28 protein-coding genes are annotated in these 26,372 nt (G+C 74.7%); 16 read left to right on the forward strand and 12 right to left on the reverse strand.

The genetic code is table 11. From position 1 onward, the window contains the following. The first annotated feature begins 6 nt into the window (after positions 1-6). Together FHD63_RS01020 and FHD63_RS01025 are read left to right on the forward strand one after the other, a co-directional pair. Positions 7-915 (forward strand): DUF5926 family protein, encoded by a 909-nt coding sequence (locus tag FHD63_RS01020; RefSeq protein ID WP_139719386.1) that lies wholly within the window; start codon positions 7-9, stop codon positions 913-915. Between the two features lie 4 nt (positions 916-919). Then, positions 920-1,846, forward strand: a complete 927-nt coding sequence (locus FHD63_RS01025; RefSeq protein ID WP_139719388.1) for a glycosyltransferase — start codon at positions 920-922, stop codon at positions 1,844-1,846. A gap of 8 nt (positions 1,847-1,854) precedes the next feature. On the opposite strand, the gene FHD63_RS01030 is transcribed toward FHD63_RS01025, so the two are convergent. Continuing rightward, positions 1,855-3,969, reverse strand: coding sequence for a hypothetical protein (locus tag FHD63_RS01030; RefSeq protein ID WP_139719390.1), 2,115 nt, complete (start codon positions 3,967-3,969; stop codon positions 1,855-1,857). 91 nt (positions 3,970-4,060) lie between these two features. Between FHD63_RS01030 and FHD63_RS01035 the strand changes: the two genes are divergently transcribed. Continuing rightward, positions 4,061-4,516, forward strand: a complete 456-nt coding sequence (locus FHD63_RS01035; RefSeq protein ID WP_139719392.1) for a DUF4446 family protein — start codon at positions 4,061-4,063, stop codon at positions 4,514-4,516. 306 nt (positions 4,517-4,822) lie between these two features. Here the strand turns inward: FHD63_RS01035 and FHD63_RS01040 are convergent, their stop codons facing one another. Next, entirely contained in the window at positions 4,823-5,845 is a 1,023-nt protein-coding gene (locus FHD63_RS01040) for a diacylglycerol/lipid kinase family protein (protein ID WP_139719394.1), read from the reverse strand. 36 nt (positions 5,846-5,881) lie between these two features. Between FHD63_RS01040 and serS the strand changes: the two genes are divergently transcribed. The 8 genes from serS to FHD63_RS01080 all read left to right on the forward strand — a co-directional run bounded on the left by serS (position 5,882) and on the right by FHD63_RS01080 (position 13,947). Then, positions 5,882-7,180, forward strand: a complete 1,299-nt coding sequence (gene serS, locus FHD63_RS01045; RefSeq protein ID WP_139719396.1) for a serine--tRNA ligase — start codon at positions 5,882-5,884, stop codon at positions 7,178-7,180. A gap of 96 nt (positions 7,181-7,276) precedes the next feature. Beyond that, positions 7,277-8,695, forward strand: coding sequence for a sensor histidine kinase (locus FHD63_RS01050; RefSeq protein ID WP_139719398.1), 1,419 nt, complete (start codon positions 7,277-7,279; stop codon positions 8,693-8,695). Then, positions 8,692-9,387 carry a response regulator transcription factor gene (locus FHD63_RS01055; protein WP_139719400.1) on the forward strand — a complete coding sequence of 232 codons (696 nt, stop codon included), beginning with the start codon at positions 8,692-8,694 and terminating at the stop codon, positions 9,385-9,387. The genes FHD63_RS01050 and FHD63_RS01055 overlap by 4 nt, the downstream gene beginning before the upstream one ends. A 114-nt stretch (positions 9,388-9,501) precedes the next feature. Continuing rightward, entirely contained in the window at positions 9,502-10,383 is an 882-nt protein-coding gene (locus FHD63_RS01060) for an ABC transporter ATP-binding protein (RefSeq protein WP_139719402.1), read from the forward strand. Then, complete coding sequence (locus tag FHD63_RS01065) at positions 10,380-11,561, forward strand: ABC transporter permease (protein WP_139719404.1); 1,182 nt, start codon at positions 10,380-10,382, stop codon at positions 11,559-11,561. The genes FHD63_RS01060 and FHD63_RS01065 overlap by 4 nt, the downstream gene beginning before the upstream one ends. 48 nt (positions 11,562-11,609) lie before the next feature. Continuing rightward, entirely contained in the window at positions 11,610-12,461 is an 852-nt protein-coding gene (locus tag FHD63_RS01070) for an HAD family hydrolase (RefSeq protein WP_238705718.1), read from the forward strand. A gap of 2 nt (positions 12,462-12,463) precedes the next feature. Next, positions 12,464-13,264, forward strand: a complete 801-nt coding sequence (locus FHD63_RS01075; RefSeq protein ID WP_139719406.1) for a TrmH family RNA methyltransferase — start codon at positions 12,464-12,466, stop codon at positions 13,262-13,264. A gap of 35 nt (positions 13,265-13,299) precedes the next feature. Then, positions 13,300-13,947, forward strand: a complete 648-nt coding sequence (locus tag FHD63_RS01080; protein ID WP_139719407.1) for a VOC family protein — start codon at positions 13,300-13,302, stop codon at positions 13,945-13,947. Positions 13,948-13,987: 40 nt separating this feature from the next. Here the strand turns inward: FHD63_RS01080 and FHD63_RS01085 are convergent, their stop codons facing one another. The 3 genes from FHD63_RS01085 to FHD63_RS01095 all read right to left on the reverse strand — a co-directional run bounded on the left by FHD63_RS01085 (position 13,988) and on the right by FHD63_RS01095 (position 16,817). After that, positions 13,988-16,201 carry a heavy metal translocating P-type ATPase gene (locus FHD63_RS01085; protein WP_139719409.1) on the reverse strand — a complete coding sequence of 738 codons (2,214 nt, stop codon included), beginning with the start codon at positions 16,199-16,201 and terminating at the stop codon, positions 13,988-13,990. A 31-nt stretch (positions 16,202-16,232) separates the two neighbouring features. Continuing rightward, positions 16,233-16,472, reverse strand: coding sequence for a heavy-metal-associated domain-containing protein (locus FHD63_RS01090; RefSeq protein WP_139719411.1), 240 nt, complete (start codon positions 16,470-16,472; stop codon positions 16,233-16,235). Positions 16,473-16,535: 63 nt separating this feature from the next. Then, a complete protein-coding gene (locus FHD63_RS01095) occupies positions 16,536-16,817 on the reverse strand; it encodes a metal-sensitive transcriptional regulator (RefSeq protein ID WP_139722909.1) in 282 nt (93 codons plus the stop codon). 119 nt (positions 16,818-16,936) lie between these two features. Between FHD63_RS01095 and FHD63_RS01100 the strand changes: the two genes are divergently transcribed. Further along, positions 16,937-17,650, forward strand: a complete 714-nt coding sequence (locus tag FHD63_RS01100; RefSeq protein ID WP_139719412.1) for a hypothetical protein — start codon at positions 16,937-16,939, stop codon at positions 17,648-17,650. A gap of 2 nt (positions 17,651-17,652) precedes the next feature. On the opposite strand, the gene FHD63_RS01105 is transcribed toward FHD63_RS01100, so the two are convergent. Beyond that, positions 17,653-18,483 carry an MBL fold metallo-hydrolase gene (locus FHD63_RS01105; protein ID WP_139719414.1) on the reverse strand — a complete coding sequence of 277 codons (831 nt, stop codon included), beginning with the start codon at positions 18,481-18,483 and terminating at the stop codon, positions 17,653-17,655. 203 nt (positions 18,484-18,686) lie between these two features. On the opposite strand from FHD63_RS01105, the gene FHD63_RS01110 reads away from it, so the two are divergent. Both FHD63_RS01110 and FHD63_RS01115 read left to right on the forward strand, forming a co-directional pair. Beyond that, positions 18,687-19,250, forward strand: a complete 564-nt coding sequence (locus tag FHD63_RS01110; protein ID WP_139719416.1) for a dihydrofolate reductase family protein — start codon at positions 18,687-18,689, stop codon at positions 19,248-19,250. Between the two features lie 402 nt (positions 19,251-19,652). Then, positions 19,653-20,063 (forward strand): hypothetical protein, encoded by a 411-nt coding sequence (locus FHD63_RS01115; RefSeq protein WP_139719418.1) that lies wholly within the window; start codon positions 19,653-19,655, stop codon positions 20,061-20,063. Here the strand turns inward: FHD63_RS01115 and FHD63_RS01120 are convergent. Genes FHD63_RS01120 through purB form a run of 4 tightly spaced genes read right to left on the reverse strand, consistent with a single transcriptional unit; the run spans position 20,042 to position 23,039 of the window. Next, positions 20,042-20,659 (reverse strand): hypothetical protein, encoded by a 618-nt coding sequence (locus FHD63_RS01120; RefSeq protein ID WP_139719420.1) that lies wholly within the window; start codon positions 20,657-20,659, stop codon positions 20,042-20,044. The genes FHD63_RS01115 and FHD63_RS01120 overlap by 22 nt on opposite strands. Before the next feature lie 36 nt (positions 20,660-20,695). Next, positions 20,696-21,235: a guanyl-specific ribonuclease gene (locus tag FHD63_RS01125; RefSeq protein ID WP_202978400.1), complete on the reverse strand. Its 540-nt coding sequence runs from the start codon at positions 21,233-21,235 to the stop codon at positions 20,696-20,698. Next, a complete protein-coding gene (locus FHD63_RS01130; RefSeq protein ID WP_058892252.1) occupies positions 21,232-21,591 on the reverse strand; it encodes a barstar family protein in 360 nt (119 codons plus the stop codon). The genes FHD63_RS01125 and FHD63_RS01130 overlap by 4 nt, the downstream gene beginning before the upstream one ends. Continuing rightward, positions 21,588-23,039 carry an adenylosuccinate lyase gene (gene purB, locus FHD63_RS01135; RefSeq protein ID WP_139719422.1) on the reverse strand — a complete coding sequence of 484 codons (1,452 nt, stop codon included), beginning with the start codon at positions 23,037-23,039 and terminating at the stop codon, positions 21,588-21,590. The genes FHD63_RS01130 and purB overlap by 4 nt, the downstream gene beginning before the upstream one ends. Before the next feature lie 111 nt (positions 23,040-23,150). Here purB and FHD63_RS01140 point away from each other — a divergent pair, with 111 nt between their 5' ends. Together FHD63_RS01140 and FHD63_RS01145 are read left to right on the forward strand one after the other, a co-directional pair. Further along, a complete protein-coding gene (locus tag FHD63_RS01140; RefSeq protein WP_139719424.1) occupies positions 23,151-23,441 on the forward strand; it encodes a hypothetical protein in 291 nt (96 codons plus the stop codon). Continuing rightward, entirely contained in the window at positions 23,438-24,025 is a 588-nt protein-coding gene (locus FHD63_RS01145) for a hypothetical protein (RefSeq protein ID WP_139719426.1), read from the forward strand. The genes FHD63_RS01140 and FHD63_RS01145 overlap by 4 nt, the downstream gene beginning before the upstream one ends. A 63-nt stretch (positions 24,026-24,088) precedes the next feature. On the opposite strand, the gene FHD63_RS01150 is transcribed toward FHD63_RS01145, so the two are convergent. Together FHD63_RS01150 and FHD63_RS01155 are read right to left on the reverse strand one after the other, a co-directional pair. Then, entirely contained in the window at positions 24,089-24,427 is a 339-nt protein-coding gene (locus FHD63_RS01150; protein WP_139719427.1) for a hypothetical protein, read from the reverse strand. Positions 24,428-24,437: 10 nt separating this feature from the next. After that, complete coding sequence (locus FHD63_RS01155) at positions 24,438-25,127, reverse strand: ATP-binding cassette domain-containing protein (RefSeq protein ID WP_139722911.1); 690 nt, start codon at positions 25,125-25,127, stop codon at positions 24,438-24,440. Between the last annotated feature and the right edge of the window lie 1,245 nt (positions 25,128-26,372).

Here is a 26,372-nt window from a genome sequence, read left to right on the forward strand (position 1 = left end):
CCCGCTATGGGCAAGGCATCACGCAAGAAGCGGCAGGCGGGCGGCACGCAGGCGCAGGGGTCGGCACGGCCGGCGCCCTTCGTCTCCCGCCCCTTCGAGGGTCTCGCGGGGGAGAGCGAGTGGGTGGCGATGCGGGAGATCCTCCCGGCCGCCTCGGCCCCCGTCACGCTGACCGTCCCCGAGGGCACGACGGCCGCCGGCCGCGAGGTCCCCGCGGGCCAGCACCAGGTCACCCTGGTCACCGTCCTGCCCGCCGCGATGCCGGCGATCCACCGCGAGGGCGGTGAGGTCCTCGTCGCGCTGCAGTCCCGCACCAGCAGCGGCGACGCCTCCCGCGACGTCGTCGCCGCCGCCCTCACCGCGCTCGCCAGCGAGCTGGGCACCTCGGTCAACTCCGTGCGCCCCGCGACCACCGACACCCCCCGGCTCCAGGACGTCCTGGCCGACGGCCAGCGGCTGGACGTCGAGGTGCACGACGACTTCGGCTTCTGGCTCGGCGAGGACGCCAGCGAGGAGATGACGGCCGCCCTCGAGCAGATGAACGAGACGGCCGTCCCCATGGCCCGCGTCGAGGGGGTGCCCACGGCGTTCTGGTGCCACATGTCGGGTCGGTCCTACATCCGGTGGATCCTGGCCGAGGACGAGGACACCGCGCTGCAGGCGCTGGCCCGGCTGCAGGCCGCCCACGAGCACACGCTGGGCGAGGGCACCGACCTCATCGGCGCCTTCCGGGCCTGCGGGGTGCTGGTGCCGGTGCTGGAGGTGCCCGCCGACAGCGGCGCCGAGGACCACGCCGAGGCGCTGGCCGCGCTCCAGGAGAGGTATGCCGCCGCCCTCGACCAGGACGCGCCCCTCACCGAGCCCGAGCGGCGGGCCCGGAACGCCCTGGTCTCCCGCCAGGTCACCCTGCGCTGATCCCATGACCACGTCGCAGCCGGTGCAGGGCGTCCCGCAGGAGCTCGTCGTCGCCGTCGTGCCCGCCAAGGACGAGGAGGCGCGCATCGGCGTCACCCTCGCCGCCCTGCAGCGGCTGCCGCTGGTCGGTGCGGTCGTCGTCGTCGACGACGGCTCGACCGACCAGACGGCGCACGTCGCGGAGTGGTCCGGCCGGGTCGAGGTGGTCCGGCACGAGCGCAACCGCGGCAAGGCCGCCGCCATGGCCACCGGCGCGGCCCGGGCGCAGGAGCTGCGGCCCGGTGCGCCCGTGCTCTTCGTCGACGCCGACCTCGAGGAGTCGGCCGCCGAGCTGGGGCCGATCATCACGCCCGTGCTCATCGGGCAGGCCGACATGACCATCGCGGTCCTGCCGCCCCAGCCCGGCGCGGCCGGGCTGGGCCTGGTGGTGCGGACCGCGACCTCCGGCATCCGGCGGCTCACCGGCTGGGAGCCGACGCAGCCGCTCTCCGGGCAGCGCTGCCTCACCCGCGAGGCGCTGCTCGACGCGATGCCCCTGGCGCGGGGGTGGGGCGTCGAGGTCGGCCTGACCATCGACGTCATCCGCTCGGGACGACGGGTGCTGGAGATCCCCTGCGAGGTGCGGCACCGCGCCACCGGCAACGACCTGGCCTCCCAGGCCCACCGCGCCCGGCAGCTGGCCGACGTCTCCCTGGCCCTGGCCGAGCGCTCCGGGGTGCCCGACAAGGTCCGCGAGGGCGGTCTCGAGGGCAGCCGGATCGCCCGCGAGCAGGGAGCCCGGCTCGCGCAGAGCGCACGGGACCGCGGGGTGCCGCTGGCCCGGCGGACCGCCAGCCAGGTCACCGAGCAGGTGCAGCGGCACGGCCGCCCGCTGCTGGACCGCGCGAAGGCGGCCTACGAGGAGCGCTCGCGCCGTCGTCCTGACGCCTGAGCGGCTGCTCAGCGCCCCGGCGCCTCCCCCTCGGGGGCCAGCAGCAGGATCCCTGCCGTCAGGAGCATCGTCAGGCAGAGGGCGACCGCCGCGATGCCGGAGTCGTTGAGGGCCCAGGCGAGCGTCATCCCCGCCAGGGACGCCGACGCCACCGGCATCACCCCTGGCTCGCGCCACAGCGGGCCGCTCCACCCGGGTCGTCGGACCACGACCCAGGCCACGGCCAGGAGCGCGGCGACCGCCAGCCAGGACAGCGGGTAGCTCACGAGGATGCCCAGGCTCTGCTCCAGCTTGCGGGCGACGATCTCGAGGGCCTCGCCGTCCACCGCGGACTGCACGAAGGCGCCCAGGTGCGTGCGGCGCTCGGGCCCCCGCAGCCAGTCGAGCACCATCGCCAGCAGCGCCACGACCGCCGACCCCCCGGCCACCAGGAGCAGCGAACGCCAGGTCCGTCCCACCCCCAGCGCGGCGAGCAGCAGCAGGCCGGTCACGACCGCCGTGGCGGGGACGCTGCCGAAGTCGGCGCCCGCGCCGGGGGCCGCGCCGAGCAGCAGCGACGCACCGCCCAGGAGCGCGACGGCGAGGGCCGCCCCGCGACGCGGGAGCCAGCTGAGGGCGGCGGCGAGGACGACGAGCAGCGCGCCCAGCAGCATCCCGAAGCCGACGTTGCCCTGGCCGTAGAAGCGCCCCGCGGTCACCGGCTGCAGTCCCAGGACGCCGACCAGCCCCAGGCGGGAGGACCAGACGGTGTCGACGCCGAGCACCACGAGGGTCGCGGCGGCCACGAGGGCCGGGAGGAGCAGCGGGCTGCGGTGCCCCGGTCCGGTCGCCGGCCCGGCCCGGTGGGCGAGGGTGACCGCCAGGGCGGCGACCAGCGCGGCGACGGCGAGGACGGTGGCCGTGAGGGCCGGCCAGGGCTGCCCGGCCCGCCACCACGGCACCAGGCCGGCCAGGAAGGTGGCGGCGGGCACCGCCATGACGGTCGCGGTGGTGCCGACGAGCAGGCGACGGCTGCCGAGCAGACCGGCGAGCCCGAGCAGCGGGAGGAGCACCACCGCCAGGGCCCCGAGGGTCCACGGGGCCAGCCTCTTGGCGTCGCTGACCGCGTCGGCCAGGTCCGCGGCGGCCCGGGCGGGGTCCGTCGTCGCCCCCGCGACGGCGGTGACCGGTGAACCGGGCCGGGCCGCACCGTCCGGGCCGGGCGGCACGTCCGCGAGGGAGAGGAGGGTCGGGGTGAGGTCGACCAGCTGCACGAGCCCGGTCTGCCGGGTCGAGCCCGAGCTGAGCTGCGCCGGGGGCGGGAGGTCCGGCGAGCCTCCCGTCGGCCCGTGGACCACGAGCACCTGCGCGTCGGGGCGGCCGGCGGTCTGCCCCATACCGCTCACCACCAGCGTGGTGCCGTCCGGGAGCCCCGCGACGAGGTCGGAGAGGGCCGCGTCGGTGGCCTCCAGCACGTCCGAGCGGTCCCCCTCCAGGACGGCGGTGGCGGCGACGAGGTGGACGCGGCACCGCGGGTCGAGGGCCGGGCCGGCGAGCAGCCCCGCGGACCCGGTGTCCAGCTGCGGCCGGCCGGTGGCGTCAGGGGTCGCGGTCAGGCCGTACGTCGCGACGCACCCCCCGGCCGCCTCGACCGGCCCGGTCAGGGCGTGCAGGTCGGGCTCGGTCGCACCGGGAGAGCCCCACGGCGGCGTCGCGTCCGGGCCGCAGCCGAGGGCGTCGCGGTCGGTCCGGGTGCCGGTGCCCACGGTCAGCCAGGCGTCGGCGGCGCAGGTCACCTCGTCGGGCCCGCGCGCGACCAGCGCCGCGGTGCGGCCGGTCCGCGCCAGCGACTGCAGCGTCGGCGTGTCGTCGTCGACGAGGTCCCAGGTGAGCCCCGGTATGCCCACCAGCACCACCTGCGGGTCCGGCCCCGTCGCCAGCGGCCGGGTGTCGGGGGCGTGCGCGGGGGCGAGGCCCGCCACCACGGCGACCGCGGCGAGGAGCCAGGAGACGAGCACGGCTCCCACGAGCCCCCACGCCGCACGCGGTGAGCGCGGCGCGGCGTGGGCCCGCAGCGCAGCACCCGGTCCCGTGGCGAGCGGCTCGTGCGCCGCATCCCGCCCGGGCCGGCCGACGTCTCCCATGTCTCACCTCCCGGCTGCATGGTCGCACGGCCCGGTGGCCCACCGTGGTGGTGTCGCGGTGCCGGGGTGGGCGACGGCATACCCTGAGCGCGTGGACGCTGCACGCCTGGACCCCGAGCTGCTCGCCTGGACCGCCGGCGCGATCGCCGTGCTCGCGCTGCTGGTCACGGCTGTCGTCTGGCGACGGCTGCGGGTCGTCGACCGGCGGCTGACCCAGCTCGTCGAGGCCGGCGCGCCCACGACCCCGGAGCGCGAGCGGATCGAGGCGCTGGAGCAGGAGCTCGAGGGCGTCCGCGGCGACCTCGCGCAGGCGCTGCGGCACGTGGCGGTGGTGCGCTACGACGCCTTCGGCGACATGGGGGGCCGGATGAGCTTCTCGGCCGCCGTCGTCGACGACACCGGTGACGGCATGGTCATCAGCTCGATCCACGCCCGTGGCGAGAGCCGCACCTACGCCAAGGGGATCGTCGGCGGGGACTCCGAGATCGTCCTCACCCCCGAGGAGCGGCAGGCGCTCGACGCCGCCCGCACCGGCCAGGACACCTGACCTTTCCCGCACAGGACGCGTGGTGGGGCCGCACAGGACGCGCCGTCGGGCCGCACAGGACACGTGGTGGGGCGGCACAAAACACGTGGTGGGGCCGCGCCGAACCGCCCACCGTGACTCGGTGTATGCCGAGCGCGCGTCCGGTGTATGCCGAGGACGTGTCCGGTGTGTGCCTAGCGCGCGTCCTGTGCGAAGGAGCCGGAGCCGCTGGCGGAGGGGCGCCGCCCGCACCGGCCAGGACACCCGACCTCCTGACCACCGACCCCCGATCCGCGATCCGCGATCCGCGATCCGCGGCGGGGAGGGTCAGGCCTCGGTCCCGGGCAGGCGCACGAGCAGGCTCCCGGGGTCCACCTGCACCCGGATGGCCAGCACCGAGCCGATGGTGTCCCCGTCGATCTCCAGCTCCACCGGCTTGTCCGACACGACCCGCACCTCGGGGCTCTGGAAGTGCTCGACCCGCCGGTGCCCGATCCGGCGGCGGGTGGTGAGCTGGGCGACGGTCGCGACCCAGCCGACGATCCCCTCGGGGGAGAGCAGCACCGCGTCCATGGTGCCGTCGTCGGCGAGCGCGTCGGGCAGCAGCTCCATCCCGCCCTGCAGCCTGCCCACGTTGCCGACCATGACCGAGCGCACCCGCCGGCGCACCTGCCCGCTCCCCGGCATCCGCAGGTCGACGGTGAACTGGGGGCCCTTGAGGTGCTGCAGCCCGGTCACGAGATAGGCCAGCCACCCGACGCGGTCCTTGAGCTTCTCCGGCGCGGCGGCCATGACCTCCGCGTCGAACCCGAGGCCCGCCATGACGAGGAAGCGGTGCTCCTCGCGCACCTCCGGGCTGGTGCGGTCGTCGACGGCGTCGTCCATGTCGACGCTCGTGGAGGGCTGGCCCTCCTCGTCCTCCAGCCGCGCCTCCAGCTGGGAGGTCGTGGGCCGGACGAGCTCGAGCCGGCAGGTGTCGATGGGGGCCGTCCGGCCGGTGAGGGCGATCGTCAGGGCCTTGTCCAGCGACTCGACCGGCAGCTCCAGGTTGCGGGCGAGCAGGTTGCCGGTGCCCCCGGGCAGCAGGCCCACCGGCACCCCGGAGTCGACCATCGCGGCCCCCACCGCCCGGACCGTCCCGTCGCCCCCGAGCGGGCAGACGACGTCCACCCCCGCCTCCAGCGCCTGGGCGGTCTGGCCCGGCCCCGGGTCCTCGGCGGTGGTCTCGAGCCAGAGCGGCTCCTCCCAGCCGTGCCGTCGGCATACCTCCTCCACCCGCCGGCGCACGCGACCCACGTCGGAGAACTTCGTGGGGTTGACGATGACGGCCGCCCGGCCAGGAGAATCCATGCCGTGACCCTACAGACCCGCCAGTAGGCTGGCCGCATGATCGACCTCCGCGACCTGCGCTCCGACCCCGACCGCGTCCGCACCAGCCAGCAGGCCCGGGGCGAGGACCCGTCCGTCGTCGACCAGGTGCTGTCCGCGGACGAGGCGCACCGCAGCGCGCTGGCGCAGTTCGAGGCCGCCCGCGCCGAGCAGAAGGCGTTCGGCAAGAAGGTCGCCCAGGCCCGTGGCGAGGAGAAGCAGGCCCTCCTCGCCGAGGTGAAGGACCTCGCCGCCCGCGTCAAGGCGCTGGACGCCGAGGCGGGCGAGGCCGCCACCGCCCGCGACGAGGCGATGCGCCGCATCGGCAACGTCGTCATGGACGGGGTGCCGGTCGGCGGCGAGGACGACTTCGTCACCCTCGAGGAGGTCGGCACCCCCCGCGACTTCGCGGCCGAGGGCTTCGAGCCGCGCGACCACCTCGCGATCGGGGAGGGGCTCGGCGCCATCGACATGGCCCGCGGGGCCAAGGTCGCCGGTGCCCGCTTCTACTACCTGCTCGGCGACGGCGCCCGGCTCGAGCAGGCGCTCATGGGCCTGGCCCAGCAGATCGCGCAGGAGGAGGGCTTCGTCCCGGCGATCGTGCCCAACCTCGTGCGGCCCGAGACCATGGCCGGCGCCGGCTTCCTCGACGCCCACGCCGACGAGGTCTACCGTCTGGAGGCCGACGACCTCTACCTCACCGGCACCTCCGAGGTCGCCCTCGCCGGGCTGCACGCCGACGAGATCCTCGACCTGGGCGAGGGGCCGCTGCGGTACGTCGCGACCTCCACCTGCTACCGCCGCGAGGCCGGGTCCTACGGCAAGGACACCAAGGGCATCTTCCGGGTGCACCAGTTCACCAAGACCGAGATGTTCGTCTACTGCCGCGTCGAGGACGCCGAGGCCGAGCACCAGAACCTCCTGCGCATCGAGCGGCGCCTGCTGGACGCGCTGGAGCTGCCCTACCGCATCATCGACGTCGCGGCCGGTGACCTGGGCGGACCGGCGGCCCGCAAGTTCGACTGCGAGGCGTGGGTGCCGACGCAGGAGCGCTACCGCGAGCTCACCTCGACCTCCAACTGCACGACCTTCCAGGCGCGCCGCCTCGGCACCCGCGAGCGTGACCCGCACGGCTCGGGCACCCGCGCCGTGGCGACGCTCAACGGCACGGTCGCGACGAGCACCCGCCCGATCGTCGCGCTGCTGGAGAACCACCAGCAGGCCGACGGCAGCGTCCTCGTCCCCGAGGCCCTGCGCCCCTTCCTCGGGGGGACGGCGTCGCTCACCCCCCGGGCGGCGAACCCCGCCTCCCGCTGACCGGTCGCGATCTCCGTCGTGCGGCGGAGGCAGGGCCACGGCGGGTCTGCCTAGGCTGGGGCACGTGGTGAAGCACGAGCGCGGGCAGGCCCTGCCGTGATCCGGGCGGTCGAGAGCTGGTTCGGCGTCGACGAGCGCTGGGAGCGCCCTGCCCCCGGACCGGGCGAGCTGCGGGCCGACCTGCGGTGGGCCCTGGTGGCGCTGGTGACGATCACCATCTCGCAGGAGCTGACCCGCTCGCTCGGGCTCCTGGAGGACGAGCGCTACGGACCGGTGTGGCAGTACGCCGGGGTCGTCACGCTCTGCGCCCTCATCGTCGTGCGGCGGCGTCTCCCGGTCTTCGTCACCCTGGCCGCGGGCACCCACATGATCCTCATGTCGCTCGTCATGCCCATGACGATGTCGCAGCTGACCACGCAGATGGCCTACTTCCTGCTCATCTTCTCCGGGATGGCCTGGGCGCGGAACCGGCGGGCGCTCGCCGGTGCGGTGGCCGTGGTGCTCGTGCTGCTGGTCCTGCTCTTCGCCTGGACGTATGCCCTCGGCTCGGGCATCGAGGACATCCGCCGCAACCTGGGGGAGTCGGACGTCGAGCAGGTGGGGCCGCTGCCCACCGTGCTCGCCGTGGTGCTCTTCTCGATCCTCGGCAACACGATCTTCTTCGGCTTCGCGATCGGTCTGGGCCAGGTGGCCTGGCGGGGGGCGATGCGCAACGCCCAGGTGGAGGAGCAGGCCGACACGATCCGCGCCCAGACCGAGCGGCTCACCGACCAGGCGGTCGTGGCCGAGCGGCTGCGCATCGCCCGCGAGCTGCACGACGTCGTGGCCCACCACGTGTCCGTCATGGGGGTGCAGGCCGCCGCCGCCCGGCGGGTGATGGAGCGCGACCCGCAGGCCGCACGCGACTCGCTGAGCGCGATCGAGCGGGCGGCCCGCGACGGGGTGGCGCAGATGCGCGACCTCCTGGGGACGCTGCGGGTCACTGACGGCCGCGAGGACGCCGGGCACGAGGGCGGCGAGCCGACGCCGGAGACCACGGACCGGGCGCCGCAGCCGACGCTCGCCACCCTGCCGCAGCTGGTCGAGCAGGCCACCACGCCGCTCTGCGAGGTCACCGGCCAGGTGGTCGAGTCGGCGCCGGGGGCGGCCGGCCGGGTCCCCCCGCCGCTGCAGCTGTCGGCCTACCGCATCGTGCAGGAGGCCCTGGCCAACGTCCGCCGCCACTCCACCGCCCGGCACGCCCGCGCCACCGTGCGGGTCGACGAGGGCGCCGGGACGGTCGAGGTCGAGGTCGTCGACGACGGGTCCCCCCGCGTCGGCACGTCCGGCACCGGGCTCGGGCTGCAGGGGATGCGCGAGCGCGCGGCCTACCTCGGTGGCGGGGTCGAGGCCGGTCCGCGCTCCGGCGGGCCGGGCTGGCGGGTCCGCGTCTGGCTGCCGCTGGACGGGCACCGGCCGACCGCCCGCACCGCCGCGGTCGGTGCCACCCACTCCCTGAGGAGGACGCCCTCGTGACCACGCCCCCGCTGCGGGTCCTGCTCGTCGACGACCAGCCGCTGCTCCTGCAGGGCTTCTCGATGATCCTGTCGACCGAGCCCGACGTCGAGGTGGTCGGGCAGGCCGGCGACGGCCGCGAGGCCCTGGCCGCCGTGGCCGCGCACCGACCGGACGTCGTCCTCATGGACGTCCAGATGCCGGTGCTCGACGGCATCGAGGCCACCCGGCGCATCGTCACCGAGCACCCCGACGTCAAGGTCGTCATCCTCACCACCTTCGACCGCGACGACTACCTCTTCGACGCGCTGGAGGCCGGCGCGAGCGGCTTCCTGCTCAAGAACGCCGAGGCGGACGACCTCGTCGACGCCGTCCGGGCCGCCGCCGAGGGCCACGCGCTGCTCGCGCCGGAGGTCACGATGCGGGTCATCGGCCGGATGGCCGGCGGCCCGGCCGGTGCCGGTGCGGGACCGGCGGGTGACCCGGAGACCGCGCTGCCGCAACTCACCGAGCGCGAGCGCGAGGTGCTGCGGATGATGGCGCGGGGGCTCTCCAACGCCGAGATCGCCGCCGAGGCCTTCGTCAGCGAGGCCACCGTGAAGACCCACGTCTCGAACGTCCTGGCCAAGCTGCTCGTCCGGGACCGGGTGCAGGCCGTCATCGCCGCCTACGAGGCCGGTCTGGTCCGGCCGGGCCAGGCGTCTCCGTCCTGAGGGGGAGCCGAGGATCGGCGGCGCGGCCGATGCCGCGCCGCCCCCGCCCGGACTAGCGTGACGGCATACCAGCCGCGGTCCCCCCGGGTCGCGGGTCGACGAGAGGGGACACACGTGCTCGAGCTGCACGGACTGAGCCGGAGCTACGGCGAGCACCGCGCCGTGGACGAGGTGAGCTTCACCGTCCCGGACGGTCGGATGGTGGGCTTCGTCGGCGGCAACGGCGCCGGCAAGACCACGACGATGCGGATGGTCATGGGCGTGCTGGCGCCGAGCGGCGGTGAGGTCCGGTGGGACGGCGAGCCGGTCACCCGGGCCGACCGGGTGCGCTTCGGCTACATGCCGGAGGAGCGTGGCCTCTACCCCAAGCAGCCGGTCCTGGCCCAGCTCACCTACCTCGGGCAGCTGCACGGCATGTCGCAGTCCAGCGCGCGGGAACGCTCCGAGGAGCTGCTCACCCGCTTCGGCCTCGGCGAGCGGCTCACCAGCAAGGTCGAGACCCTCTCGCTGGGCAACCAGCAGCGGGCCCAGATCATCGCCTCGGTGCTGGGCGACCCCAAGATGCTGGTGCTCGACGAGCCGTTCAGCGGCCTGGACCCCGCGGCGGTCGACCAGATGAGCGCGCTGCTGCGCGAGCACACCGCGACCGGCACCCCGGTCCTCTTCTCCTCCCACCAGCTCGACCTCGTCGACCGGCTCTGCGACTCGATCGTGGTCCTGCACGGGGGCCGGGTCGTCGCCCAGGGCACCTCGGAGGACCTGCGGGCCAGCGCCCCGCTGCGCTACCGCCTGGTGACCGTCGGCGACACCGGCTGGGTGCGCGGCGCGGCGGGCGTGCAGGTCATCGACCTCGACGGCCCGAGCGCGCTGGTCCAGCCGGAGGACGAGCAGGCGGCGGAGCGGCTGCTGGCCGACGCCGTCGCCCGCGGCGGGGTGCGCGAGTTCGCCCGCGTCCGCCCGACCCTGTCCGAGATCTACCGAGAGGTGGCCGCATGAGCACCCGCGCCCCGTGGACCCTGGTCGCCGCGCGCGAGATCCAGGTCAAGCTGACCGACAAGAACTTCCTCATCGGCACCGGGCTCACCATCCTGCTGCTGCTGGCCGTGCTCGTCGTGCCCAGCCTCCTCGGCTCCTCCTCGCCCGACTACGACGTGGCCGTGACCGACGACCGCGGCGCCGCCGTCGTGGCGGAGGTCGACGACACCCTCCGCGCGGAGGACGAGGAGGCGTCCGCGACCGCCGTGGAGGTGGCCGACCGCGACGCCGCCGAGAGTGCCGTCCTCGAGGGCGACGTGGACGCGGCGCTCGTGGCCGGCGACGGCACGTGGGAGCTGCTGTCCGACGGCCCCGACCTCGGAGCCCTGCAGGGTCTGCTCAGCGAGCAGGTCCGCGCCGACGCCCTCGCCGACAACGCCCGTTCGGCGGGCACCACCGTCGAGGCGCTCACCGCCGGGTCGGAGGTCGCCGTCGTGGACGTCGGGCAGGAGGAGGGCGGGATGCCACCGGTCATCGCCTACGTCCTGGGCTTCGCCTTCGCCGGGCTGTTCTACTTCGCCGCGATCATGTTCGGCATGCAGATCGCCAACAGCGTGGTGGAGGAGAAGCAGTCGCGGATCATCGAGATCCTCGCGGCCAAGATCCCCACCCGCCAGCTGCTGCTCGGCAAGGTGCTCGGCAACACGGTGCTCGCCTTCGGGCAGCTCGCGCTCATCGCCGCGGTCAGCCTCGTCGGGATGACCTTCGTCGACCTGGACGTGGCGCTGCCCGGGCTCGTCGGGGCGATCGCGTGGTACCTCCCGTTCTTCCTCCTCGGCTTCCTCGCCCTGGCCTGCGTGTGGGCGGCCGCCGGGGCGCTGGCCTCCCGCACCGAGGACCTGCAGCAGACGACGATGCCGCTGACCATGGTGCTGGTCGTCCTCTTCATCGCCGGCGTCAACCTCGAGGGCACCGCCCGGCAGGTCTTCTCCTTCCTCCCGGTCGCCTCCACGCTGGTCATGCCGATGCGGATCCTCGAGGGCGACACCCAGCTGTGGGAGCCGGTCCTGGCCCTCGTGCTCGTCGTGGTGTTCTGCGCCCTGACCATCACCCTGGGGTCGCGGCTCTACGAGCGGGCGCTGCTGCACACCTCCGGCAGCCTGTCGTGGCGCCGGGCGATGGCGCTGTCGAAGGACTGAGCCAGGCACCACCGGGGGCGCCCGGAGGAAGGCGGATACGCTGGCGGGGTGAGCGACCCCGAGCATCTCGACCCTGACTCCGCCCCCCTGTCGCCGCTGCTCGTGGCCCTGGACGTGGACGGCACGATCGTGCACCACGACGGCTACCTGGCGCCGCGGGTGCGGGAGGCGGTCCGCGCGCTGGACGCCCTGCCGCACGTCACGGTGATGATCGCGACCGGGCGCTCGGTCCTCTCCACGCTGCCGGTGATGGACCAGCTCGGGCTGAGCACCGCCGGGCGGCCGGCGGTGTGCTCCAACGGGGCGGTGACGATCAGCGCCGCGCCGGAGGTGGCGGAGGGCTACGAGCTCGTCGACATGGTGACCTTCGACCCGGCCCCGGCCATCGCCCTGGTGCACACCCACCTGCCGTCCGCGCTGGTCGCGGTGGAGGAGATCGGGGTCGGCTTCAAGGTGAGCACCCCCTTCCCGCCCGGCGAGCTGTGGGGCGAGGAGCGGGTCGTGCCGGTCGAGGAGCTGAGCGCCCGCCCGGCGACCCGGGTGACCTTCCGCGAGCCCACGCTCAGCTCGGCCGACTTCACCGCGCTGGTGGAACGCATCGGTCTGCACGGGGTGTCCTACGCCGTGGGCTACAGCGCCTGGCTCGACCTCGCGCCCGAGGGCGTGTCCAAGGCGTCCGCGCTGGAGCTCGTGCGCCGCCGCCTCGGCGTGCAGCCGCACCGCACGGTGGCGGTCGGCGACCAGCGCAACGACCTGGAGATGCTGCACTGGGCCGCCGTGGGGTATGCCATGGGTCAGGCTCCCGACGAGGTGCTCCGGGTCGCGGACCGCACCACCGGTGCGGTCGAGGAGGACGGTCTGGCCGACGCCCTCGACGAGGTCCTCGCCGAGCTGGTCTGAGCGTGCTCATCACCTCGCCCGCCAACCCGCGGATCAAGGCGGTCGCGGGACTGCGGCGACGGCGGGCCCGGGACGCGCAGCGGCGGACCGTCGTGGAGGGGCACGAGGAGCTGAGCCTGGCCCTGGAGGCCGGGGTCGTCCCCGAGCTGCTGCTGCTGTGCCCCGAGCTCATGGCCGACGGCGTGCTCGGGGACGTGCTGGCCCGGGCCGGCGAGCTGGGGGTGGAGACCGTGGAGGCCTCGCGCGCGGCCTTCGAGAAGGCGGCCTACCGCGAGGGCCCGGACGGGGTGCTCGCAGTGGTGCCGACGACGCAGCGCCGGCCTGCAGACCTGAGCCTCCCGGAGGACGCGCTCGTGCTCGTCTGCGAGGGGGTGGAGAAGCCGGGCAACCTGGGGGCCGTGCTGCGCACCGCCGACGCCGCCGGGGTGGACGCGGTCGTCGCGGCCGACCCGGTGACCGACTGGGGCAACCCCAACACCGTCCGGGCCTCCAAGGGCACCGTCTTCTCCGTGCCCGTCGCCGCGGACGGGACGGCGGCGACCCTGGACTGGCTGGACGGGCACGGCATACCCCTCGTCGCGACCACCCCCGACACCGACGCGCTGCACACCTCGGTGGACTACCGCGGGCCCGTCGCGATCGCCGTCGGCACCGAGAAGACCGGTCTCACCGACCTGGTCCTCGAGCGCGCGGCGCACCGGGTGCGCATCCCCATGGCGGGCCGGGTCAACTCCCTCAACGTCGCGACCTCGGCGGCGATCGTCGTCTACGAGGCGGTCCGGCAGCGGGGCCGAGGTCGATGATCTCCCCGAAACACGGGTGTGCCACGATGAGCGCCATGCGTATCGACCACGTGAGTTATGCGGCCGGCCCGGAAGGGCTCCGGGCCACGGCGGAGCGCCTGGCGGCGCAGCTCGAGGTCAGGCCGCACGACGGCGGGGTGCACCCGCGCTTCGGCACCCGCAACGTCATCCTCCCGCTCGCCGACGAGCGCTACGTCGAGGTCGTCGAGGTGCTCGACCACCCGGCCTCCGACAAGGCGCCCTTCGGCCAGGCGGTGCGGGCCCGGTCCGCCGCCGGCGGGGGCTGGATGGCCTGGGTCGTCGCGGTCGACGACCTCGCCCCCGTCGAGGAGCGGCTCGGCCGACCCTCCGTCGAGGGGCACCGGCACACCCCCGAGGGCGTGCAGCTGCGGTGGCGGCAGATCGGCGTCAAGAACGTCATCGACCACGGCAACCGGCCCTTCTTCGTGCGCTGGGAGTCCGCGGCCGAGCACCACCCGTCGCGGCTGGCGGAGTCGGCGACCCGGCTGACCGGCCTCACCATCGGCGGGGACTTCCCCGAGGTGCGCCAGTGGCTCGGGCTGACCGGGGAACCCCAGGGGTCGTTCGAGAGCGAGATCGAGTTCGGCTTCCTCGAGGACGACGACTGCCCGTGCCTCGTCGAGGTCTCCTTCGAGACGCCCCAGGGGCCGGTCACCCTCTGAGCGCGCGGCAGGGCTCCGGGTCGACGACCCGGCGACCGGCTCAGCCGCGGGCGTACCCCCGCAGCCGCAGGCTGTTGAGCACGACGAGCACCGAGCTGAGCGCCATCGCCCCGCCGGCGATGACCGGTGTCAGCAGGCCGAAGGCGGCGAGCGGGATCGCCAGGGTGTTGTAGCCGAACGCCCACACGAGGTTCTGCTTGATCACCTGCAGCGTCCGCCGGGACAGCCCGATCGCGTCGGCCACCGTCTGGACGTCGGAGCGCATGAGCACGATGTCCGCGGACTCGGCGGCGACGTCGGTCCCCGAGCCCATCGCCATCCCGAGGTCGGCCTGGGCCAGGGCGGCCGCGTCGTTGACGCCGTCGCCGACCATCGCCACGACCTTGCCCTGCTCCTGCAGCGCCCGCACGTGGTCGAACTTGTGCTGCGGCAGCACGTCGGCGGTGACGTGGGCGGGGTCGATGCCGACCTGCTGCGCGACCGCCGCGGCGGTGCGCTCGTTGTCGCCGGTCAGCAGGTATGGCGTGAGGCCCAGCCCGCGCAGCCGCTCCACGGCGGCGGCGCTGGACTCGCGCGGGGTGTCGGCGACGGTGATCGCGGCCCGGGCGGTGCCCTCCCAGCCCACGAGGACGATCGTGCCCTCGGCGCGGGCGAGCGCCTCGTGCAGCACCTCCGGGACGACCTCGAAGAGGCCCGGGCGGCCGACGGTGACGACCATGCCGTTGACGTCGGCGCGCACGCCCTCGCCGGGCAGGTTGACGAAGTCGTGGGCCTCGGCGAGGCGGACCCCGCGCTCGCGGGCGCCGGCCACGACGGCCTGGGCCACCGGGTGCTCGCTGCCGGCCTCGACGCTGGCGGCCGCCTTGAGCGCGGCGTCGGCGGGCAGCGACCCGGCGGTGACGACGTCGGTCAGCACCGGGTGCCCGGTGGTCAGCGTGCCGGTCTTGTCCAGCACCACGGTGTCGACCGACCGGGTGGACTCGAGGATCTGCGGGCCCTTGATGAGGATGCCGAGCTGGGCGCCGCGGCCGGTGCCGGTGAGCAGCGCCGTCGGCGTGGCCAGCCCGAGGGCGCAGGGGCAGGCGATGATGAGCACCGCGACGGCGGCGGCCAGACCCTCGGTGAAGGGGTTGCCGGTGGCGAGCCACAGCACCAGGGTGAGCCCGGCGATGAGGAGCACGGCCGGCACGAAGACCGCGGAGATGCGGTCGGCCAGGCGCTGGACGGGGGCCTTGCCGGTCTGTGCCTGCTCGACCAGCTGGGTGATCCGCGCCAGCGTCGTCTCCGCGCCGACCCGGCTGGCGCGGACGATGAGCCGGCCGTGCCCGTTGACGGTGGCGCCGGTGACCTGGTCGTCCGGTCCGACCTCGACCGGCATGGACTCCCCGGTCACCATGGAGGCGTCGATGGTCGAGCGCCCGGAGAGGATGACGCCGTCGGTCGCGACCTTCTCGCCCGGCCGGACGACGAAGCGGTCACCCACGACCAGCTCCTCGACGGGCACCCGGTGCTCGGTGGTGGCCATGGCGCCGCCCTTGCCGGCGTCCTGACGCAGCACCGCCACGTCCTTGGCGCCGAGCTCCATGAGCGAGGTCAGCGCCGAGCGGCCCTGCGCCTTGGCGTGCGCCTCGATGGAGCGCCCGATGAGCAGGAACGCGGTGACCACCGCCACGACCTCGAAGTACAGGTCGTGGGTGAAGCCGGTGAGCAGCGCGACGACCGACCAGCCCATCGCCGCGGTGGTGCCGACCGAGACGAGGGTGTCCATCGTCGAGGCACCGTGCCGGGCGTTGACCGCCGCTGCCCGGTGGAACGGCCACGCCGCCCAGAGGTAGACCGGCAGGGTCAGCAGCAGCTGCAGCCAGTGCCCGGCGGCCCCCATCGCGTCCCGCACCGGCGGCACCATGTGCAGCACCGCGACGACCAGGGCCAGCGCGCTGGCCACGACCGTCCGCCGCCGCAACGACTCCTGGCCGACGACGTCGTGCGTCATCGCCGGACCGCGCCCGCGTCCGGACGTGTCGTCGGTCAGGGGCGTGGCGCCATACCCCGTCTTCTCGACGGTGGCGACGATGTCGGCCACCGACAGGGCCGAGGGGAAGGTCACGCTGGCCTTCTCGGTGGCGAGGTTGACGCTGGCCTCGACGCCCTCCATCTTGCCCAGCTTGCGCTCGATGCGCGCCGAGCAGGAGGCGCACGTCATGCCGCTGATGGCGAGGTCGACGTGCTGGGTGGCGGTCTCGGTGGTGCTCATCGGCTCCTCCTGGAGCGGGGGTCGGGCACGGTCAGGCGCTGGCGGTGTAGCCGGCCTCCTCGACCGCCGCCCGCGCGGCGCCGAGGTCGAGCGGGCCGTCGGAGACGACGAAGACGTCGGTCTCGCCACCCTTGACGAGGTCCTCGACGCGGACCTCGAGGACGTTGTCGATCTCCTGCAGCTCCTCGGTGACGGAGGCGACGCAGTGCTCGCAGGTCATGCCGGAGACGACGACCTTGGTGGTCTGGTTCTGGAGCGGGGTGTCGGTCATGGTGCTCTCCTCGGTATGCGGTGCGGGCGGCACGCTAGGTCGCGCGCCTGGGTGGGTGCTGGGTCAGCTGCGGACGAGCCGGGCGATGGCCGCGGAGGCCTCCCGGACCTTCTCGTCCTTGGCCGCCTCGGACTCGGCGGCGGCGTCGACGACGCAGTGGCTGATGTGGTCCTCGAGCAGGCCGAGGCTCACCGCCTGCAGGGCCTTGGTGACGGCGCTGACCTGGGTGAGCACGTCGATGCAGTAGGTGTCGTCCTCCACCATGCGGGCGATGCCGCGGACCTGGCCCTCGATGCGGCGTAGCCGCTTGAGGTAGTCCTCCTTGGACCCGGTGTATCCGTTCACAGCCATGCTAGCAGTATACCCCCTGAGGGTATTTCTTCGGGCATGACCCCGTCGACCGTAGGCCACGTGGTCGACACCGGCCCAGGCGCCGCCGGCCGGCCGGGCGTAGGTTCGAGGCTGTGCGAGCCCCCGTCCTCCTGCTGCCGAGCCCGCTGCTGCCGGTGTCGGCCTACGCCGGTCTGGCCTCCGCGCTGGAGCGGGCCGGGACCGAGGTCGACATCGCGCCGGTGGACGGGGGCCCCGGGCTCGATCCGCACGCCCTGGTCCGCGAGTGGGCCGGGCTGGTGGAGCCCGGCACGACCCTGCTGGCCCACAGCAACGCGGGCTACCTCGCGCCGGCCACGTGGGCGGCGGCGGGGTCGGTCGGCCGGGACGCCGGTGGTGTCGTCTTCATGGATGCCGCCCTGCCGCCGGAGTCCGGGCCGGCGCCGCTGGCCCCGGCGCGCTTCCGGGAGCACCTCGCCGGGCTCGCGGACGACGACGGCCTGCTGCCTCCCTGCACCCGCTGGTGGCCCCGCGAGGCCGTCGCCCAGGTGATCCCGGCCGACCGGTTCCCCGAGATCGACCGGGAGTGTCCCCGGCTGCCGCTGTCCTACCTCGACACCGAGATGACCCCGCCGAGCGGGTGGACGGCGTGGCCGCAGGCATACCTCGCCTTCGGGTCGACGTATGCCGACGAGCTCACCGCCGCGCGGAGCCGGGGGTGGTCGCACCGGGCGATGCCCGGCGGTCACCTGCACTTCCTCGTCGACCCCGACGAGGTGGCGCGAACCGTCCTGGGGCTGCGGGAACGGCTGACCGGGCTGGCGGCCCGCCGACCGCCCGGTCCTTGACCTCAGGGCCGGTCGGTCGCGCGTCTGCGGGCGACGCGCTGCGCCTGCGCGGCGTGGAGGTCGCGGACCCACTCCCAGCCCTCGGCGACATCGGGGCCGATCCGCGGGTCGTCGGGCTCCACCCCGTCGCGCAGGGCGTGCACGTAGGCGCGGTCGAGCTCGATCCGGGCCCGCACCTCGGGACCCCGGGCGACGGACCCGTGCCCGGGGACGACGACGTCGACGTCGTCAGCGACGGCCTCCAGCGCGCGCAGCCCTGCGAGGTAGTCCTCCACGGGGTCGCCGCCGTCCCGGGCCTCGTCCAGCATGGGGACGAACACGTCGGACAGCATGTCGCCTGCGACGAGGACGCGGTTGCCGGCGACGACCAGCGCCGCGTGACCAGGGGAGTGCGCCGGGTGCTCGACGACCATGACCGCAGGGCCCTCCCACGGCAGCTCGGCGGTGTCCTCGGGCAGCCCGGTGATGAGGCCGAAGGGCTCGACCGGCACCTCGTCGACGATCTCCGGCGGCAGCCGCTGGAGGACCTGGGTCTTCCAGTCGGGCTCCGCGCGCAGCCGCCGGAGGAGCGCGGCGCACCGGGCGGAGCCGAACCGCGGTGCGTCACCGAGCTCGGGGTGCCAGAGGACGTGGTCCCAGTCGGGATGGGTCGCGAAGCCGGCCACCACCGGTCCACCGGAGGCCCGGAGGTCGTGGGCGAGGCAGCGCAGCTCGGTGGCGGTGACCCCGGGGTCGACGAGCAGCACCCCGGCGGGGCCGCGCACGACCACGGTGTTGTTGCGGAGCAGGTCGCTCTGGTGGACCAGGACGTCGCGGGTGACGTGCTGCAGCATGGATGCTCCTTCGTGGGCGGGTCTGGCCCTCCGACCGGTGGTCCTGCGGGCCCGGGGCCCGGGGGCTGACGATCTCCCACCTGTGACCCTGACACCCGGCGCGACTCATCGGTGGCGAGGGTGGCGTCGGTGGCCGGCGATGAGAATGACGGGTCGGGCAGGTCTGTTGTGGTGAAGAGCTGTCCGCAGGAGAGGGAGACGTCGTGCGCACCCTGACCTTTGCCATGAATGTGAGCCTGGACGGCTACGTCGCCACCCCGGACGGCGACCTCGGCTGGAGCGAGCCCAGCGACGAGTTGTTCCAGTGGTGGTCCGACCGCGTGGGTGCGACGGAGCTGTCGCTCTACGGGCGCCGGTTGTGGGAGGACATGAGCGCGCACTGGCCGACCGCGGACCAGAGCCCCGATGCCACCCCGGCGCACCGCGAGTACGCCCGCCGCTGGCGGGCGATGCCCAAGGTCGTCTTCTCCTCGACGGCGTGCCCGGTCGACTGGAACGCCCGGCTCGTCACGAGCGACGCGGTGACCGAGATCGACCGGTTGAAGCGCGAGGAGGGCGGTCCGATGGACATCGGCGGCGCCACCCTGGCCGGGGCCGCCATGCGCGCCGGGCTCGTCGACGAGTACGTGCTGGTGACCTCCCCGGTCCTGGTGGGTGGGGGCAGACGCTTCTTCCCGCCCCTGGACACCTGGGTGAACCTGGACCTCGTGGCGACCAGGACGTTCCCCGGCGGCGTCCTGATGACCCGGTACGTCACCCGTCGCTGACCACCGCCCGGAGCCGGCGTGGATGCGCGTCATTTTGGGGACTTCTCCGCACCACGACCCGGCGGAGACGTCACAGTGAGTCGCCCAGCGAATCAGCTCGCCGGTGATCTGCCCTGAGACTCAGCCGCTCACTGATGCGGCTGCCGACTCACCGGCGGACTGAGTCGGTTCGAGACTCAGTGGCTGACTGATTCTGTGGGTGACTCACTGTGACGTCTCCGGCAGGGGGTCATGCGGGGGGTCTGGGAGACCGAGCCGAGCCGGCCCTCGTGTGGCATGAGCGCAGGGCGGGGGTGCGGGCAGGGCGCTACGGTGACCCGAGGGAGGCGATGCCGGCCCGGCCGGGGCCCGGTCCTCGGCGCCCGGCGTGCTCGTCGAGGACGACGTCCAGAGGAGGAGCCGATGTCCACGCGAGACCAGACGATGACCGCCCTGGGGCTGGGTGGGGTGGCAGCGTTCCAGCTGGCCCTGGCAGCAGGTGCGCCGTGGGGCCGGGCGAGCTATGGCGGCCAGCACGAGGGCGTTCTGCCGAGGCGGTTGAGAGTGGTGAGCGCCGGGGCATCGGTGGTCTACGCCGGGCTAGCCATCACCGTCGCGAGCGAGCGGACACCACCCCCGGTGCGGCGCGGTGTGCTCACCGCGGTGGTCGGACTCATGTCGGTGGCCGTCATCCCGAATGCCGTCTCCCGATCCACTCTCGAGCGGGGCGTCTGGACGCCGGTCACCGTCGGGCTCGCGTATGCCGCGTGGCGGGCTCGGCGCGCGGGTGGTCGAGGAGGCGCACACCGGGGTCAGCCCAGCTGGAAGAGGTAGGCGAACGCCTGTCGCGTGTACGCGACCCCCCGGCCGGTGGCGCGGATGCGGTCGGGGTCGGCCAGCTCGGGGCGCCTCGGCACGAGGTGCGCGTCGAGCCGGTCGGTGGACAGCCGGTAGTGGCCGTCGCGGTGGTCGACGACCCCGACGAGGGTCCACGCGGGATCGAGGGCGGCCAGGCTGGCATCGCCGTGGCTGGTGTTGGCCAGCAACCATCCGCCCGGACGGAGGTAGGTGCGGGTCTGCTGCGCCACGGGTCCGGCGTAGAGCGAGACGAGGAGGTCCATGCCGTGCTGCGGGACGTCGAGCGGTCCGGTGTAGTCGGCGGCGAGGAAGCGCACCCGCGTCCCCGCGCCGGGACGCGTCCGCCCCGCCAGCTCCTGCTCCACCAGGTCGGTGTCGGCGAAGAACCTCGCCGCCCGGACGTCGGTGTCCACGTAGGTGACTGAGGCGATCGCGGTGGACGGTGACAGGTCGACGTAGCTACCCGGGTAGAGCGCCTCCTCCACCGGGCGGAGGTCGGCGATGGCAGCGAACAGCTCGGACCGGTCCCCGATGGACTCCCTGTACCGCGACCACGTCGCACGGCGCGTCATCCCCGCATCCAACCACCACAGGAAGGGCGAGCGACCTCATCCGGCCGGGGCGAACTCGCAGAAGCTCTCGTAGTGGTCGTCGGTGTAGTACCAGACCTCGGGGTCTTCCTCGTCGCCGCCGGTGACGACCCGCTTCGCGCCGCGGTGCGACAGGCCCGGGGTCGAGACGGTGAACTCCCGGTAGTACCCCCGCTCCTCCTGCGGCAGGAAGCCCTCCTGGTTGCGGAACGTGGAGCCGTCCCGGTCGGGGTATGCGTAGGGCCCGCCGTCCTCGATGTCGTCGACCACCGGCTCGAGCTCGGGCGGCAGCACCGCGTCGGCGCAGGCGTCGACGTCGTCCCAGGCGCGGGTGTCCGTGCCGCGGGCACCGCCGGCCGGTGCGCCCTCGCCAGCCGGCTCGTCCGTCAACGCCGAGGGCTCGCCCGTCCCCGCCGAGGGCTCGCTCATCCCCGCCGAGGGCTCGCCCGTCGCTGCCGGTGGCTCCCCCTCCCCGCCGACCCGGCCGAGCGCCAGCCATATCACCAGGGCCGCGAGCAGCGCCAGGACCGCGACGGAGACGACCCGCGACCGGGTCACGGCTGCCCGGAGGTCCGCGCCGCTCCGAAGGCCACCACGGCCAGGGCGTCGGCGTCGTCGAGGATCTCCGCCAGGATCCACCACGCCCGCCCGTCACGGGCCGCCAACGCCCCGGCCTCCTGCCACAGCAGCGCCACCTCCTGGCCGTCCCACAGGTCGCGCAGGTCGCGCAGCGTGTCGGCCATGGCGTCCAGGTTAGTCGAGGCCGGCTCCGGCAGCCGGAGCGCGTGCGCCAGCTGCGCCTGGGTCTCCCGCAACCCTCCGGCGGGCGGGGTGGTGACGGTGGTGAGGGCGTACCCCGCCTGGGCGAAGTGCGCCTCCGCGTCGCCCAGGCGCTCAGCGGGCAGGAGGATCACGCGTCCCCCAGGTGCCCGACCAGCTCGGGGGCCAGGCCGACGTACGTCGCCGGGGTGAGCGCCACCAACCGCGCCTCCTCCTCGGGCGGCAGCCCGAGGCCGCGGACGAACTCGACCAGCTCGGCCTGCCCGATCCGCCGCCCTCGCGTGAGCTCCTTCAGCCGCTCGTAGGGGTTGCTCATCCCCGCAACCCCCCGCGCGGCGAGCGCGCGCATCACCGACTGGACCGGCTCGGCGAGCACCTCCCAGTTGGCGTCGAGGTCGGCGGCCATCGCCGCCGGCACGGCGTCCAGCCCGGCCAGCCCGCGGCTCACGTTGTCCAGCGCCAGCAGGCTGTGCCCGAGGGCGGTGCCCGCGTTGCGCTGCATCGAGGAGTCCGTGAGGTCGCGCTGCAGCCGGCTGGTCACCAGGGTCGAGGCGAGCACGTCGAGCAGGGCGTTGCTCACCTCGAGGTTGGCCTCGGCGTTCTCGAAGCGGATCGGGTTGACCTTGTGCGGCATGGTCGACGAGCCGACGGTGCCCTGCCCGCGCACCTGCGCGAAGTAGCCCATCGAGATGTAGGTCCACACGTCGGTGGCCAGGTTGTGCAGGATCCGGTTGAACCGCGCGATGTCGGCGTACAGCTCGGCCTGCCAGTCGTGGCTCTCGATCTGCGTGGTCAGCGGGTTCCACGTCAGCCCCAGGTGCTCGACGAAGTCCCGGCTGATCCGCTGCCAGTCCGCCCCCGGGACCGCCTCGACGTGCGCGCCGTAGGTGCCGGTCGCCCCGTTGAGCTTGCCCAGGTATGCCGCCCCCTCGACCCGGCCCAGCTGTCGCCTCAGGCGGTGCGCCAGCACCGCCAGCTCCTTGCCCATCGTCGTCGGGGTGGCCGGCTGGCCGTGCGTGTGCGCCAGCAGCGGCACCTCGGCGAGGTCACGGGCCATCGCGGCGAGCTGGCCGACCAGGGCCCGCGCCCGCGGCAGCCAGACCTCCTGGACCGCGCCCTGCACCATGAGGGCGTAGGACGTGTTGTTGATGTCCTCGCTCGTGCAGGCGAAGTGGATGAGCTGCCCCAGGGCCTCGGCGCGCTCGGTGCCCCCGGCGCCCGACCCGGCGAGCTGCTGGGTGAGGCGATCACGCAGGAAGTACTCGACCGCCTTGACGTCGTGCACCGTCTCGGCCTCGATGGCCCTGAGCTCGCCGATCGAGGCGTCGTCGAAGTCGACCACCAGCGCCCGGAGGGCCTCCTGCTCCTCCCCGGAGAGGGCGGGCGCCCCCGGCACCACCTGGTGCTGCACGAGGTGCAGCAGCCACTCGACCTCGACGTGCAGGCGTGCGCGGTTGAGCGCCGCCTCGGACAGGTGGTCGACGAGGGGAGCGACCGCCCCGCGGTACCTCCCGTCCAGGGCGCCCAGGGCGATGGTGGGGGAGAGCTCGGCGAGCGGCGTGCGGGCGGGAGGCAGCGGCATGCGCCCATCTTGGCAGGAGGCGCAGGGGAGCCTGAAACGACGGTCGAGGCCGCACCGCGCCCCTGTCAATGAACTGTTGACAACGAGCACGCGTCAACATAACGTTGACACATGCGCTCCTCACCTGACGCCGCGATGTCCACGGTCCGCCTCACGGCCGGCACGACGGCGATCGCCGTCGGCGTCGTCACCTTCTGGCTCAGCCGGGTGGTCGAGTCCGGGTTCGTGCACGGCTTCTTCCAGGGCGCCACGGTGGCGCTCATGGTCGCCGGTGCCTACCTCGTCGGCGCGGCCCTGTGGCACCGGCGCAGCCGTGGCCAGACGGAGGACGACCGCCACTGGCTGCCCAGCCGCGACGGGGCGGGCGAGGCGCCCGGCGCGGGCGGGCGCGAGCCGCGATGACCGGCTCCCGCGCGACGGCCGACGACGACCTGGGCGCCGACGGCGACCTCGCGGCCCGGATCGGCCACCTCATCCTCGAGGAGGGCCCGGACGATCCGCACGCCGCCCTGGAGGGGCCGGACCACCTGCGTCTCGTGCGGCGGGCCGCTCTCGCCCACGAGGCGAGCAGCGCGCTGCTGCAGCAGTCGGTGACGGCGGCGCGGGCCCACGGGGTGAGCTGGGCGGTGCTGGGCCAGGAGCTGGGGCTCAGCCGTCAGGGGGCGCAGCAGCGGTTCGGGACGCGGGCCGAGGACGCCGTGCCCGGGACGGGCGAGGAGCGTGCGGACGAGCGGTGGCTCGGCCCGGTCACGGCGTTCGACGAGCTGGGGGAGCTCGATCTCGCCGGTGAGCTGGGCTGGCACACCGTCGAGGCGGGGATGTTCCGGCACCGCATGGTGCGGACGGCGACCCGGTGGGAGCACCGTCGGGTGCTGTGGGCGCGCACCACCTCGAGCTACCTCACCGACGGGTGGCAGGTGGGGGCCAGGGCCTTCCCGTGGCTCTACCTGGTGCGGGACACGGGCCTTCCGGTGGAGGGGCGCTGAGCCTCGCCGAGGACGTGCCCCCGGTCCTGCGGACAGGGCGGCACCGGTCGCGGCGCGGCAGGCTCAGCGCTTCTTGGCGTCCGGGTCGATCTCGTCGGCGTTGACGTAGTCGCCGGTGACGCGGTCACGGTGCTCGCGCGCGATGCGGGTGGCCTCCTCGGCCTCCCGGTGCAGCTTGTCGGCGTGCAGCTGCGCCTCGCGGGCCTTGCCCTGCAGCTCCTTGGCCCGCTCCTCGGCGCTCTGGGCGTAGGACTCGCCGGACTGCGCCTTCTCCCGCAGGCCCGCCGCCTCCTGGCGGGCCGCGGCCAGCCGCTTGTTGCGGGCGACCATCGCCCAGACGATCAACGCCGCCACGACGACGAGGGCGATGACGACGATCCAGACGATGGTGGAGGTGTCCATGTCCCGCAACCTAGCCGATGTGCAGCGGCACCGCGCGGTCGTCCGCCGCCGCCTCGCCCGCGTGGTCGACCCGACGCTCGGCCCAGTGGCCGGTGACCGGAGGGCCGTGGCTCACGAGGACCACGGCCTTCCCGGAGTCCATCCGGTCCAGGAGCCCGCCGAGGCAGCGCTGGGCCGTCGCGTCGTCCAGGTGGGCGGTGGGTTCGTCGAGGAGGACGACCGGACGCCGGGACAGCAGCGCGCGGGCCAGGGCGAGCCGGCTGCGCTCGCCCCCGGACAGCCCGGTGAGCGCCGTGTCGAGGCCGTCCGGGAGGGTGGCGCACCAGCCGCCGAGGTCGACCGCCTCGAGCGCGTCGATCACCTCCGCGTCGGTGGCGCCGGGGGAGGCCAGGACCAGGTTGGCGCGCACCGAGCCGGCGAAGGCGTGCGGCTCGTCGTCGACGACGGCCAGCAGCGCCCGGGTCTGGTCCAGGTCCAGCCCGCGCACGTCCTGGGCGGCCCCGGGGTCGTCGTCCTCGTCCGACCCGGACACGACGTAGTGACCCTGCTCCGGGTCCAGGTGCCGCGCGAGCACGGCCAGGGCCGTCGACTTGCCGGCGCCGTTCGGTCCGACCAGCCGGAGGCGGTCGCCCGGCCGCACCTCGAGGTCCAGCGCAGGCAGGTCGGGGCTCTGCGTGGCCCGGCCGGCTGCGCGGACCACCGGGCGGTGACGTCCCGCAGCCGCAGCACCGGAGCCCCGGCGGGCGCGGGTGCGGTCCCGCGCCCGGCCACGGCCGGCCCTGGTCCACGAGCCCGTCGAGGCGGGCCCGCGCCGACCAGGCCCGGGCCCGGGCGCCCGCGACGTCGGGACGCCGGCCCAGGCGTCGGCCCAGCGCGAGCGGGACCAGGGCGACGAGCGCGGCGAAGGGCCCGCTCAGCGCCCCGGCGGCGCGGGCGTCCCAGGCCAGCAGCGCCACGGTCGTGGCGGTGGCGGCGACGACCACCCAGGTGGCGGCCAGCCCGGCGGCCCGGGCCCGGGCGAGGCGGGCCTCGCCGCGGCGCTGCGCCTCCTCGGCCCGCAGCACCGGGGCGAGCAGGTGCCGGTGCTCCCCGGCGACCCCGCTGACCGCCTGGACCGGGAGCAGCTGGGCGGCCAGGGCGGTGGCCCGGTCGCGCACCTCGCCGCGGCGCGCGACGGCGACGTCCTGGGCGGGCCGCTCCGCGGCATACCCGAGGAGGGCGAGGAGCGCGACGAGCAGACCCCCGGCCGCCACCACCAGGCCCGCGGCCGGCAGGTGCCAGCCGGCGACGACCGCCCCCACGAGGGTCGCGATGCCGGTGGACCAGCCCGGGACGCTGACCCGCACGTGCTCGTCGACGACGTCCTCCAGGTCGCGTGCGGCGCCCGTGAGCACCTGCGCGCGGCTGCGCCGGCCGAGCCGGGCCGGGGTGAGCGGGATGAGCGCGGCGTAGAGGTCCGCCCGGCGACGGGACAGGTCGTCGAGCGCGACGTCGTGGCTGACCACCCGCTCGGCGTAGCGGAACACCGGTCGGAAGATGCCGAACGCCCGCACCCCCACGATGGCGACGAGCAGGGTCAGCACGACCGGCATCGTCGAGGCCTGCACGATGAGCCAGCCCGACGTCGCCGTCAGGGCCACGCCGCACCCCACGGAGGCGCCGCCGAGCACGCAGGCGAGCGCCAGCCCGCGGCGGCCGCGGGGCGTGCGGACCGGGGCCACCTCGCCGGGACGCGGCTCCGGGTCCGTCTCGGGGTCCGCCTCGAGGTCCGCCCCCGCCCCGGCTCGGTGCAGCACGGGTGCGGCGAGGTCGTCGAGAGCACCGGTGCGCGGCGCCGGCCCGGTGTCGCCCTCGAGGCGCCAGCGGTCGTCCGCCAGGGCGGCCAGGTAGCAGTCGTGGGTCACGACGACGACGCGTCGCGTCTCCGCGAGCTCGGTGATGACCT

The sequence above is a fragment of the Serinicoccus chungangensis genome (genome assembly GCF_006337125.1).
GTDB lineage: Bacteria > Actinomycetota > Actinomycetes > Actinomycetales > Dermatophilaceae > Ornithinicoccus > Ornithinicoccus chungangensis.